This is a genomic window from uncultured Anaerococcus sp. (assembly GCF_963510915.1).
In the GTDB taxonomy this organism is placed as follows: Bacteria; Bacillota; Clostridia; order Tissierellales; family Peptoniphilaceae; genus Anaerococcus.
On record NZ_CAUPHG010000001.1, the window covers coordinates 1 to 12,898 of the forward strand.

The following is a 12,898-nucleotide window of genomic DNA, read 5'->3' on the forward strand; positions in this document are numbered from 1 at the left end:
GCACAGGTCTTACAATCATCCTTCCAGACCCAGGCAATACTGCAGGTGTTGACGTAAGGGGAGGGGCGCCGGGCACTCGTGAAACTGACCTATTAAATCCCCTAAACCAAGTTTCTGAAGTTTCTTCTATTATTTTATCTGGTGGGTCTGCCTACGGACTAGAAGCGGCTAGCCATTTGATGAAAATTTTAGAAAAAGAGGGCGTAGGCTTTGATGTGGGCGTTGGAGTTGTTCCAATTATTTCCCAGGCGGTTTTGTTTGACTTAGCCTACAAAAATCCCAAGGCAAGGCCAGATGAAAGGATGACCCAAAAAGCCTTTGATTCTGCGACTTATGATGATAAGAGCCAGGGAATTATTGGGGCAGGCACAGGTGCGACTGTTGGCAAGGCCTTGGGCCATGATTCCTTGATAAAATCAGGTTTGGGCCAGGCTTCTATAAAAAAAGGCGACCTAGTAGTTTCTGCTATTGTTGCAGTAAATGCTTATGGAGATATTTTTGACTACCAAAAGGGCCTCCAAATTGCAGGACCAACAAAGGATGGCAAGATGCTTAAAACCATTGATTTGATTGACCAAATCCTAGGCTCTTTTGCTGATATAAAGCCATCTAATACTACAATCGGAGCTGTCGCCACCAACGGAACTTTTTCTAAGACCGAGCTTACAAAAATTGCCGGCATGGCCCATGATGGTTACGCAAGATCCATCAACCCAGTCCACACCCTTTTTGACGGTGATACAATATTTTCCCTTGCCACAAACAAGGTAAAAGCAAATATAAACCTAGTAGGAGCTTTGGCAGCCGAAGCCATGTCTATGGCTATAGCCAATGCTATTTACTCTAGCAAAGAAAATTAAAAAAATCCACCTCCCAGAGTGAAATTTTCTTCATTAGGGAGTGGATTTATTTTTTTAAAAGATTTTTTATTAATAATCAAAAATGATTCCTGCCTTTTTTAGCAAGACTTCTGCTTGTTCACAAATTGCCTTTGATTCATCAAGAAGTTTTAAAATTTTTTCTCTTGCAAGGGCAATTTTTTTAGGACTATTTTCTAGCAAATATTGAACTCCACCAACTGTCGCCCTATTGTCTTTTATAGTTGCCCTTAAATCGAGGTAGACCTTATATTTTTTCTTTAGCCCTGTTATAGACTTTGTTTTGGCTTGGACTTGACTTTCTAAAGCTGTCATTTCGCCTTTTAGGCTGGTCATTTCTTCTAATTTATCCTGGTCAACGATTTTCTTGTTGCCCTTGATTATAGAATCTAGGTCGTTGTAGTATTTCATAAACCTTTTTTCGTAGTCATCTATGGAATAGACTGTCCTATTTGTAGGAGAGCTTGGATTCATTACAACTGATTTTGTATAAGTATAAACACTACCCTTGGTATTTAATCCGAATCCCGCACTAATAGTGTCCTCAGGTGACCAGTCATAGCCCCACATCAAGTCGTCTACTAGGTTTGTATAGTGACCAACCTGGGGATTCTTGAACATTTTACTCATCTCTTCTTCGTGTCTATTTATATAGCTTTCCATTTCATCCCTGTTTTTAAGTCCCTTAGACCTTAGGTAATCGAAGACAGGTTTTTCTCGGTCCCACCACTGTTTAATGGCAAATGAAGTAGATTTATCGCAATTAGCCCAAGCAAGGTTTTCGTATGGAGGGCTATAAACAGAGGAATGTTCTAATATTTTGCTCGAATAGTTTGAATTGGCTTGGGCTACAGCCATGTCAAAGTCAGAAATACCTATGACACTTAATTTTTTACCATCAATGCCGCCATCCTTTTGCCTTTTGGCATTAACTTCTCTAATGGATTCAATGCCGATTTTCATATTTTCAAGGCTTCTAGAGTCATTTTCATCTATTTTATTAGTGATTTTATTAGCTGCAAGGTATTTTGGGCCAGTACTTGGATTATAGCCATAGCCGGTTTTGCTAGGAAGGCTTTTAAAAACTTCTGTTGCCTCACTTGATCCCATTTCTTCAAAAAATCCAACCGAACCCTTATCCCACTTAGCTTGGGCAGCTCTTTTTTCTTCTGTTGTTGGAATAGCAGTTGCTTGTTTTTCAATTTCAGTAAATTTCTTTTTTAAGGATCTAAACTTCTCAACTAGGGCATCTCTTTCGTTAATTACATCACGAACTTCATCGAAGCTCCTATAGTCATCATCAGTGTACTTATCCTTGCTTGGGTTTTCCTGATTATTGTTAGTAGGTTTTTGGGCTTGGGCCTCTTCTGCTTTCTTGATTTCCTCTTGCATTTTGTCATAGTCTTCTTCATACCACATGAGTTGATCAATGTAGGCATTAGCATCAGCAGTAGCATCATCGATGTCATAAGCATAGGCAGTAGAGACTCCATGGATAAGAAAACCAGCTGACAAAGCCATCATTAGGGCTAAATTTTTCTTTTTCATAATAATTTGACTGTAAACCTCCTTTTTTAAAAATACAATCTTTCATTAGTTACATTTCACTTTTTTTCTTTACAATAACAAAATACTATGGTGGGTCAGGCATAAAAGAGATTTAATATCTCGTTAATTAAAAAAATCCACCTCCTAGATCATTTTCTTATCTAGGGGAGTGGATTTTTTCTCAAAGATTATTTTATTAAAAGTCAAAAGTAATTCCTGCCTTTTTAAGCAAGGCTTCTGCTTGTTCACAAATTACCTTTGATTCATCAAGAAGTTTTAAAATTTTTGCTCTTGCATGGGCAATTTTTTTAGGACTATTTTCTAGCAAATATTGAACTGCATCAACTGTTGCCCTATTGTCCTTGATGGTATCTCTCAATTCAAGGTAGACCACATTTTTTTTCTTGAGGTTTTTTAGATTTTGCTCGCAACTATCAATTTGACCTTTAAGACCAGTCATTTCACTTTTAAGACTCGCAATTTCTTCTAAAGCTGACTTGTCTACAATTTTCTTATTATCCTTGATTATAGATTTTAGGTCTGTGTAGTAGGTCAAAAATCTTTTTTCGTAGTCGTCTATGGAGTAAACTGTCCTATTTATAGGGCTTTCTGGGTTCATTACAAGAGACTTTGTGATAGGGTAGATACTACCATTTGTATTTATACCATATCCAGAGCTTATTGTATCTTCATGTCTCCAAAAATTTGCTCCCCAGCCTAGGTCATCAACTAGGTTTAGGTAATGGCCAACTTGAGGGCTCCAAAATTTATTTTTGATATCGCCTTCATTATTGGCTATATATTCTTCCATTTGTTTCCTGCTGCTTAGACCCTTTTCTCTTAGAAAATCAAAAACTACTTTTTCCTTATCCCACCATCTTTCAATTGCTTCTGGTGCATTTATATCACCATTGGTCCAGGCTAGGTTTTCGTATGGAGGTCCATATACAGAAGAATGCTCTATAATATCTTTAGAATAGTTGGCATTAGCTTGGGCTACAGCCATGTCAAAGTCTGATATACCAATGACACTTAGTTTTATACCATCAATTCCACCGTCTTTATGTCTTTTAGCATTAACATCTCTAATAGACTCAATACCTTTCTTCATGTTTTCAAGACTTCTTGAGTCATGCTCATCTATCTTATTGGTGATTTTGTTAATCTCAAGATACTTAGGACCTGTACTTGCTTTATAGCCTACCCCATTTCTAGAAGGAAGGCTTTTAAAGACTTCGACAGCTTCACTTGATCCCATTTTATCATAAAAACCAAGAGAACCCTTATCCCACTGAGCCTGGGCTTCTTTCTTTTCTTCATCGGTTGGGAGAGCTGTTGCATCTTTTTCAACTTCGGTAAATTTCTTTTTTAAGTTTCTAAACTTCTCAACTAGGGCATCTCTTTCGTCAATTACATCACGAACTTCACTTATATCCCTATAGTCATCATCTGTGTACTTGGCTAATTTTACTTCGGTTTCTTTTGGAACTTTGGTAAAATTCCACTCGCCATTTTCATCTATTGTACCTGTATAATGTTCGGCATTGCTAAAGTCAATTCCTTCCCAAAAGCCGTTTTCTTTGCTAAGGTCTATTTCCTTCAAAAAGACATTTTCATCAGCATGGGCAGTAGAGATGCCATGGATAAGAAATCCAGCTGACAAAACCATCATTAGGGCTAAATTTTTCTTTTTCATAATAACCTTACTCTTGAACCTCCTTTTTATTAAAATATATAGTTCCTTATTAACTTACTATTTTTCTTAATAAATTACAAAAGAATATCGTGAAATATAATCGACAAGATGGGTGCAAAGCTTTACCTATTTGATAAGGAAGTTTATTCTAGCAAGATGAGACTTCAAATAATAAATGCTATTTTCTTATCAAATGCTAGTGCTGATTTCACAATACTTTAGAGAGAAATATCTCTTTATCTATGGTAAAAAAACCTTTTCATTAGCGATGAAGTATGTTATAATAAAAACTACTGATAGACTAATGAGTAAAAATCTTTACTTGGGAAAAATATAGTGATATTCTATTTTCAACTTAATTTTTTCTTGGGAGTAACTTTTGGTCTAGAATAAGCAAGAGGAGAGACTTGCTTAGGGTAAGAATTATTATTTAAAATACATTTTAGGAGAGAAGTGATATGGAAATTTAAGAGCCAGCAAGCAAAAAATGAACTATCTACATAAAAAATTGAGGAGACTTTATGAAATATTTAAAAGAATTTTGTTATTTATTATTTTTCTTATTATTAGGTTTTATTGCCAAAAAACTGACAGGCCTACCAATCCCAGAGCCAGTTTTTGGTATGATTTTTTTATTTATTGCCCTTTGTGCAAAATTAATAAAGGTTGACGATATAGGGGAAACATCTGATTTTCTAACATCTATCCTAGCCTTCACCTTCACACCACTTGGTGTTGGTCTTATGGTGCAATTTGATGTAATCAGAGATAATGCCTTTAAAATTTTGATAGTAATGGTTATATCTTGTTTGATAACTATGGCTGTGACTGCCAAAGTTGTCGAATTAGTACAAAAAGTGAGGAAATAAGATGAGCGAATTTTTAAATACCTATGTAGCAGATAATGACTTTTTCGGAATTATCCTATCTATAGTTATGTTTAGGATAGGGATGCTAATTAATAAAAAAACAAAGATTGCCATCCTAAATCCACTCCTACTTGCCATTGTATTTAGTATAATTTTTCTAAAATTAACTGGTATTTCTTATGAAAACTTTAACAAGGGTGGCAGATATATTTCCTTTATGATAGCTCCTATTACTGTTGCCCTAGTAGTAAGTCTTTATAGAAATATTGAAAAACTAAAGGCTAACCTCATTCCAATCCTAATTGGTGTATTAGTTGGTTCTTTTGTGGCTATCCTTTCAGCCTATCTTTTATCAAAGATTTTTGGCTTTGAAAAAGATCTTACCATAGCTATGATGCCTCAATCTGTAACCACACCAATCGCCAAGTCCCTAACAGAGGAATATGTTGCAAAATTTGGAGCAGATGAGATGACCATTAATGCTTATGCAGCCGTCACAGCAATTACAGTTATACTAAGAGGAATTGTAGGAGCAATTTCCGCACCAACAGTAATGAAGGTTATGAGGGTTAAAGACCCTGTTGCCCAAGGTATAGGAATTGGCACATCAAGCCACGCCATGGGTACATCAAAGGCTATCGAAATGGGAGAAGTAGAAGGAGCTATGAGTGGCTTATCCATAGCTGTTGCTGGTATTTGCACTGTAATATTGATGCCACTATTTATATTTGTATTCTTCTTATAATAAAGAAAATAAGACTAAGGTTTAGCCCGAGGGCTGCCTTAGTTTTTTTATTCTCATAAAAGCAAGACAAATATTCTTTGACAAAAGCGGATACTTAGAGTATTATCAATAGGTAATCTCTACTCCGTAGTATAAACGGGGTCAATAGTCCACAGGGAGGTGAAAATATGAATAATTACGAAGCAGTATTGATTTTCAAGACTGAATTAGCTGATGCTGACAGAAATGCTCTTCTAGATAGATTTAAAGGTCATATCGAAGAAAATGGCGAAGTTGTATCAGTTGATGACTGGGGAAAAAGAAGACTTGCCTATGAGATCGATGATCTTAAAGAAGGTTACTACTATATCGTAGATTTCAAGTCAGAACCAGATCATATCAAAGAATTTGAAAGAAGACTAAGACTTTCAGATTTCGTTCTTAGATACATGGTTATTAGAAAAGAGGACTAATATGAATAAAGTGATACTTATAGGACGCCTTGTTAGGGATCCTGAGCTAAGATATACCCAAGGAAATCAAGCGGTATGCACATTCACATTAGCGATAGATAAAAAACTAAGTCGAGAAAGAAGAGAAGAAGCGGAAGCAGCTAATCGTCCAACAGCAGATTTTCCAAGAATAACTGTTTGGGGTAGGCAGGCAGAAAATGCCTCAAGATACCTCTTTAAAGGAAGTCAATGCGCAGTAGAAGGTAGGATTCAAACCGGAAGCTACCAAGATAGGGAAACAGGCAAGACAGTTTATACAACAGATATTGTTGCCGATAATGTTGAGTTTATAGGATCTAGGTCAGAAAGACAAAGTCATAGCTCAAACCCAGGTGACAACCAAGATGTCTATGCTAACAACTATTCTCAAACAAACCAATATCAAAACAATCAAAACCAAGCAAGTCAACAGACCAGCAATGATGATTTTTTTGATGATGACTTTACTGAAATCCAAGACGATGGCAGAATTCCATTCTAGAAAAATATAAAAGAAAGGAATTACAATGGCAAGAAGATTTAAACCAAGAAAAAAGGTTGATCCATTTGTAAAAGACCCATCAAAGGTAATAGACTATAAAGACATTGAAACTCTTAAAAGATTTGTTACCGACAGAGGTAAGATTCTTCCAAGAAGAGTAACTGGTCTTAATGCAAAACACCAAAGAGAAATAACAAGAGCAATCAAAAGAGCTAGACAAGTAGCCCTATTGCCTTACGAAGAAAACTAAGACAAATATAAATAAAAATTTCAATAAGCATTTTGGGAGCACCGCTCCCTTTTTTATTTGTTATAGAACATGAATATTTAATATATAAAAGTATAGTTATGATTATAACTAAATACTAAAGGAGGAATTATGTTAATTGTTATTATTTCTCTTATTGTGGCTATCCTAGCCCTTGTGCTAATGGCCTTTACAATCAAAGAGAGAATCCTTCCTGTATCTCGAGGTTCAAAAAGAATGCACGAGATTTCAGGATACATTAAAAATGGTGCTATGACCTTCATTTCAAGCGAATATAAATATATAATCGCCTTTGTAGTCGTAGTATCAATCCTAATTTCGATTTTTTTAAGTTTTAGGATTATGATCTGTTATCTAATAGGCTCATGCTTTTCAATGCTAACAGGTTTTATTGGAATGAGAACAGCTACGGAAGCAAACGCTAGATGTGCAAACGAAGCAATGGAAGGTGGCACAAACAGTGCCCTCAAACTTGCCTTTGCAGGTGGATCTGTAATGGGATATGCAGTAACAGGACTTGGTTTTTCAGGCCTCTTAATCTGCTATTTAATCTTTAGAGACCCAGCCATAGTAATGGGATATTCCCTAGGCGCATCATCAGTTGCCCTCTTTGCAAGAGTTGGTGGTGGTATCTATACAAAGGCAGCCGACCTTGGAGCAGATCTTGTAGGAAAGGTAGAAGCAGGCATCCCAGAAGATGACCCAAGAAATCCAGCAGTAATCGCAGATAACGTAGGAGATAACGTAGGTGACGTAGCAGGAATGGGAGCAGACTTATTTGAATCCTATGCCGGTGCAATAATCTCAGCTATCACCCTAGGTCTTGTATCTTATGGCGAGGCGGGATTAAACTTTACCCTACTACTTGTAGCAATAGGTATCCTAGCATCCCTAGTAGCAAGCTTCTTATTTACATCCAAAAACCATAGAGAACCACAAAAGGCACTCATGATGACCATCTATGTTTCTGGAGCAATTGTAATAATTGCATCAGTAATTTTATCTCTTGCATATTTTGGAAACTTAAGAGCAGCTCTTGCAATTATCACAGGAATAATAGTAGGAATCGCCATAGGACTTCTAACAGAAGTTTACACATCAGATAAGTTTAAATATGTAAAAAATATAGCAGAAGAATCAAAAACAGGTGTTGCTACTAACATCATAGCAGGTCTATCAACAGGTATGCTATCAGCAGTAGGACCAATCATCCTAATCGCCCTTGGAATTATAACAGCTTACTGGGCAGACGGAGTATTTGGTATAGCCCTATCAGCAGTAGGTATGTTATCAACAACAGCAACAACAGTATCAGTAGATGCCTACGGCCCCATCACAGACAACGCCGGAGGAATCGCTGAAATGGCGGCCCTACCAAGCGAAGTAAGAGACATCACAGATGAGCTAGACTCAATAGGAAATACAACAGCAGCCATAGGTAAAGGCTTTGCAATCGGCTCAGCAGCCCTCACAGCCCTATCCCTATTTGTAACCTACTCAGAAACATTAAAACTAGAAACAATCTCAATCCTAGACAGCCATGTAGTAGCTGGAATGTTCGTAGGCGGCATGCTACCATTCCTATTTACAGCTTTAACAATGAATTCAGTAGGAAAAGCTGCAACAGAAATGATCGAAGAAGTAAGAAGACAATTCAAAAATGACCCAGGACTTCTTGAAGGAACAAGCGAACCAGATTATCAAAGATGTATTGAAATCTCAACATCAGCTTCCCTAAAAGAAATGATACTTCCAGGCGTACTCGCCATAGTAGTACCAATCTTTGTAGGCCTAGTATTTGGCCCAACAGCCCTAGGCGGACTCTTAGCAGGAGCCCTAGTAACAGGCGTGTTATTGGCAATCTTCATGTCAAACGCAGGTGGAGCTTGGGATAATGCAAAGAAATACATCGAAACCCTAGACGGTGACGATGGCAAAGGCTCAGACGCTCACAAAGCATCAGTTGTAGGAGACACAGTAGGAGACCCATTCAAAGACACATCAGGTCCAGCCCTAAACATCCTAATCAAACTAATGACAGTAGTATCAGTAATCTGCGCCGGACTATTTATCTAAAACAAAAGATCCTCATCGAAAGATGGGGTCTTTTTTTGTGAGGAAAATTGGGTATAATAAATCAAAATAAGGTTATTTTTTTAATAATCAAGTTAAATTTTCTTATAATAAATTAAAAATATCTAGAAATTTTAAATTATAAGCAAAAAGGAGGAGAAATGGAATACTTATATAAAATTTATTACAAAAACAAAGATAAATACGAATCTGTATATAAATCAAGAATAAATAATGAAGTTGTTGAGAAAATTTCTCTCCCTTATAAAATAAAAAAAACAATTCCAATAAGTCTTTATTTCCTTCCATCAATAAAAACCATGTCTATGGTTGAAACAATTAAGAAAAACGATCAAATTTTGATGGTCTTGGCAGAGGGATTTAAAGAGGAATACAAAGAATATTTATTTATTGACTTAATTGCAAATGACCTCGAAGCTTCAAACCTTCTTGAGGGTATAGATTCAAATAAAGATGAAATAATTTATTCAACCAAAAAAATCCTTGAAGAGAAAAAGCCAAATAACAAGAGGTTTGGAAGGACTCTTAATTCTTATAGGTTATTATTAGATAATAAATTAAATCCGCCCAAAACAAATGAAGATATTAGGATAATATACGATAATATCACCAGTGGAGAAATCGAAAAAGAAAATCTTCCTGATGGAAAGTTTTATAGGAAAGGCCCAGTTTATATCCAAAAAGCAGGAAGCGTTAGTGGCGAAGTCATCCACCAAGGAGTGGACGGGGAAGATGTAATATCCTATAATATGGAAAGAATGATGGATTTTATGGCAGAATCGAACCTACCAAGCCTAATTAAAATCGCCATCAGCCACTATTACTTTGCCTACACTCATCCTTTCTATGATGGAAATGGTAGGGTAGGAAGGTTTTTATCCGCTATTTACCTAAAAAAAGACTACTCCTACCTAACTGCCCTATCACTATCTAAGGGTTCACTTATTGAAAGAACAACCTATTACAAGGCCTTCGAAAAGACAAATGACCCCATATCAAAAGGAGAAGTTAATTTTTTTGTTGATTCATTCTTAGAATTAATCATTAAAGGCCAAGAAAATATCTTGGAATATTTTAACAAGGCTACAGAGAACGTAATAGAAGATTTTAAGAAATTCGAAAACAAATTAAAGGATATGGATGACTTCGATCTAAATTTAGTGGATATATTTTTAATGAATAAATATTTCGCAAAAAACCAGGCTATTGAAAGGGCTAGGATAATTTCAGATTTAGAAAAAGATGGTCAGCCAGTATCAAGGATAAAGGCAAGGTTAGATTATTATCAAGAAATAGACCTAATAAAAGCGGTCAAAAAACGACCTCTAATGTATGTCTTAAATGAAAATTTTTTTAAAAGAAAAGTGTAAGTCAAGCTTGCGCTTTTTTTATGCCAAAAATCGGGACATTTTTCTTTAAAATTCTATATATAGGCAGAGAGTATAGCAAAAATCTACACTACGAAAGGAGCAATAATGAAAGCTACATACTATACAATCCTCCCGGCAGAAATTAGGTTAGATAAGAGATTGTCGGCCTTTGAGAAAATTTTGTTCTCAGATATTTTGGCCCTAGCTAATAAGAAAGGCTATTGTTATGCGACCAACCAATACTTTGCAAAAATATATCAAATGTCTATATCATCAATTTCTCATGCCATATCAAAGCTTGTGGATCTTGATTTTATAAAAAGAATCTATGAATATAAGGATAAGACAAAAATGATTGAGAGGCGCAAACTATATGTACAAATTAATAACAACATACCTATTAAAAATTTCCCATACCCTCTAGTAGAAAATACCAAGCAGGATGTAGGATAAAATTGCACAGATAATAATATAAATATAAATAATATAAAGGACAATATGGATCACACAATAAAAGTGGATAGTGAAAAAACGCCTAGGAGACACGGGGAGTCAGACTACCTCCAAGCTATGTTGGATAGGATTTAGAAAGGAGGAAAAATGATAAAGGTTATCTATAAAAAAGACAAAAAATATTTAAACATAGACGGCAAAGAATACGGTCCCAAAGCGCTCTATTTCCACATAAAAAGAACCATATCCACCTTAGAATATTTCACAAAAAGCGGCGATTGGAATGAAAAAAGGCAGGAGGAAGTAAGAGCCAGTATCCAAAAGCTTATAAATATTAAAAAAGAATACTATCCAGATGAGAATATTTGGTGATGTAATATATGATATGTAAAAAAGGGTTTCCCCACCAAACTTATTAGATTGCTCTAAAAAGCATTTTAATGAGCGAGGAAACCCTACTTATTAACACAATTATACTTTGTATATTGAGAAATACAATGATGTTAACAATTTAATAGCAAATTAAAAAGCTTATACATCTACTACAAAAGCAAATTCATATAATGATATGGCTAATGTAAAAATTTATATAAATAATTCAAAAATGGGTAAAGATATATCAAGTATAGGACTTGATGAGGAAGAAGTTCTTTATCAAAGGAATTCAGAATTTATAGTTAAAAATATAAGCCAAATTGGAAATGTTCGGTATTTTTATCTGAGGGAGAAATAGTATGACTAAAAGACAGCTAACAGAAGAAGAAAAGCAGGAATTACTAACAAATAGATTCACTGCTCCTTTCAAAGGAGAAACAATTGGTCATGTTGAATTATCTGAGGAAGAAAAAGAAAAAGCAAAGAAAGAATTAGAAGAATTCATCAAAAAAGATGTTGAAAGAAGAAAAGCAAGAGAATTTGATGAAAAGAAAAACAAATAATTTCTTGAACATTGAAATAATAAAGATAAGCACTTATGACATTCAGTTAGAGGTGCTTTTTTAGTACAAAAAAAGGAGAAAAAATGGATAGTTATAAATTTCAAAAAGCCTGCAAAGAATGGTTAATCAAGCATTACAAAGAAAACTTTAATAAAGGTTTGAGTATAGAAGATATATTTGTAGTTTGGTCTTGTAAGATTTTACAAAATAATAAGATACTAATTTCTACAACTCTTTTAGACGGAATATATGTAGAATGCACACAAAATGGAGATAATCAAGAAACATATTTTGACATCTATAAAAAGCAAAACAATATTATGTTTAGCAATGGAGAATTAATAGGTTAATCAATTATAAACATATAAAAAATAAACAAAGCACATGGCGAGACCCAAAGGAAAATCCTTTTAAGGGGTCACGTATGTGCTTTGTTATTAACAATAATGTACTACAAAACAGAAAAAAATCAAGATATAAAGTTAATACATTATTCAAAGAAAATTAGAAAATAATCGTGAATTAATCGTGTGGATTTTCACACAAAGCAAGTAAATATCAAGGAATTAATCGTGCGGAAATCGTGCGATTTTTTTATAGTCTTTTTTGTATTGAAGACGTTAAAGAACAAAGACATATATGTTGGACTGAACCAAGGTAAAAATGTTTATTAAGGAGACAGAATGAAAAAGGAAGATTTTGTAAAATTAGGTGTGGATGAAGAATTGGCTTCTAAGCTTGAGGAAAAGTCCCTGGAGGAATTAAAGTCTTATGTGCCTTATGAGAGATTTAAGGAAGTAAATGATGAAAAAAGCAAATTTAAGACTGATATAAAGGATAGGGATACTAGATACGAGATATTGGATATATACTATGGCTAAGCTTTAATTTTATGATAAAAATACTACATTAGCTCATATTTTGATATAAAAAGCATTTTTATACAAAAAAGACAGAATAATTATTATTCCGTCTTGTGTATTTTGCATGGTTTTTAATTTTATACTGAATAAAATTTATATGGTGCGGGATAGAAGGCGTAAACAAATGACTTGTAAGCCTTGTAA

At 34.8% G+C, this 12,898-nt stretch carries 16 protein-coding genes; 14 read left to right on the forward strand and 2 right to left on the reverse strand.

Features of this window, described 5'->3' with window-relative positions; translation table 11 throughout:
• A partial coding sequence (locus RQ893_RS00005; RefSeq protein WP_311481013.1) for a P1 family peptidase occupies positions 1-860 on the forward strand: 860 nt, incomplete at its 5' end.
• 69 nt (positions 861-929) lie between these two features.
• On the opposite strand, the gene RQ893_RS00010 is transcribed toward RQ893_RS00005, so the two are convergent.
• Entirely contained in the window at positions 930-2,426 is a 1,497-nt protein-coding gene (locus RQ893_RS00010; protein ID WP_311481014.1) for a hypothetical protein, read from the reverse strand.
• Positions 2,427-2,622: 196 nt separating this feature from the next.
• Positions 2,623-4,122: a hypothetical protein gene (locus RQ893_RS00015; RefSeq protein WP_311481015.1), complete on the reverse strand. Its 1,500-nt coding sequence runs from the start codon at positions 4,120-4,122 to the stop codon at positions 2,623-2,625.
• A 521-nt stretch (positions 4,123-4,643) separates the two neighbouring features.
• Here RQ893_RS00015 and RQ893_RS00020 point away from each other — a divergent pair.
• From RQ893_RS00020 to RQ893_RS00080, 13 genes are all read left to right on the forward strand, one after another.
• Positions 4,644-4,991 (forward strand): CidA/LrgA family protein, encoded by a 348-nt coding sequence (locus tag RQ893_RS00020; protein ID WP_311481016.1) that lies wholly within the window; start codon positions 4,644-4,646, stop codon positions 4,989-4,991.
• Position 4,992: 1 nt separating this feature from the next.
• Positions 4,993-5,736, forward strand: coding sequence for an LrgB family protein (locus RQ893_RS00025; protein ID WP_311481017.1), 744 nt, complete (start codon positions 4,993-4,995; stop codon positions 5,734-5,736).
• A 167-nt stretch (positions 5,737-5,903) separates the two neighbouring features.
• On the forward strand, positions 5,904-6,188 hold the full coding sequence (rpsF, locus tag RQ893_RS00030; RefSeq protein ID WP_311481018.1) for a 30S ribosomal protein S6: 285 nt from the start codon (positions 5,904-5,906) through the stop codon (positions 6,186-6,188).
• Position 6,189: 1 nt separating this feature from the next.
• Positions 6,190-6,708: a single-stranded DNA-binding protein gene (locus tag RQ893_RS00035; protein ID WP_311481019.1), complete on the forward strand. Its 519-nt coding sequence runs from the start codon at positions 6,190-6,192 to the stop codon at positions 6,706-6,708.
• Positions 6,709-6,733: 25 nt separating this feature from the next.
• Positions 6,734-6,958 (forward strand): 30S ribosomal protein S18, encoded by a 225-nt coding sequence (rpsR, locus tag RQ893_RS00040; RefSeq protein WP_004828342.1) that lies wholly within the window; start codon positions 6,734-6,736, stop codon positions 6,956-6,958.
• Positions 6,959-7,087: 129 nt separating this feature from the next.
• Positions 7,088-9,052 (forward strand): sodium-translocating pyrophosphatase, encoded by a 1,965-nt coding sequence (locus RQ893_RS00045; RefSeq protein ID WP_311481020.1) that lies wholly within the window; start codon positions 7,088-7,090, stop codon positions 9,050-9,052.
• Positions 9,053-9,210: 158 nt separating this feature from the next.
• A complete protein-coding gene (locus RQ893_RS00050) occupies positions 9,211-10,440 on the forward strand; it encodes a Fic family protein (RefSeq protein WP_311481021.1) in 1,230 nt (409 codons plus the stop codon).
• Positions 10,441-10,545: 105 nt separating this feature from the next.
• Complete coding sequence (locus RQ893_RS00055) at positions 10,546-10,893, forward strand: helix-turn-helix domain-containing protein (RefSeq protein ID WP_311481022.1); 348 nt, start codon at positions 10,546-10,548, stop codon at positions 10,891-10,893.
• Between the two features lie 147 nt (positions 10,894-11,040).
• Complete coding sequence (locus tag RQ893_RS00060; protein WP_311481023.1) at positions 11,041-11,265, forward strand: hypothetical protein; 225 nt, start codon at positions 11,041-11,043, stop codon at positions 11,263-11,265.
• Between the two features lie 196 nt (positions 11,266-11,461).
• Positions 11,462-11,626, forward strand: a complete 165-nt coding sequence (locus RQ893_RS00065) for a hypothetical protein (protein WP_311481024.1) — start codon at positions 11,462-11,464, stop codon at positions 11,624-11,626.
• 1 nt (position 11,627) lies between these two features.
• On the forward strand, positions 11,628-11,831 hold the full coding sequence (locus tag RQ893_RS00070) for a hypothetical protein (protein WP_311481025.1): 204 nt from the start codon (positions 11,628-11,630) through the stop codon (positions 11,829-11,831).
• A gap of 83 nt (positions 11,832-11,914) precedes the next feature.
• On the forward strand, positions 11,915-12,181 hold the full coding sequence (locus RQ893_RS00075; protein WP_311481026.1) for a DUF6275 family protein: 267 nt from the start codon (positions 11,915-11,917) through the stop codon (positions 12,179-12,181).
• Between the two features lie 333 nt (positions 12,182-12,514).
• Positions 12,515-12,712 (forward strand): hypothetical protein, encoded by a 198-nt coding sequence (locus RQ893_RS00080; RefSeq protein WP_311481027.1) that lies wholly within the window; start codon positions 12,515-12,517, stop codon positions 12,710-12,712.
• The last annotated feature ends 186 nt before the right edge of the window (positions 12,713-12,898 follow it).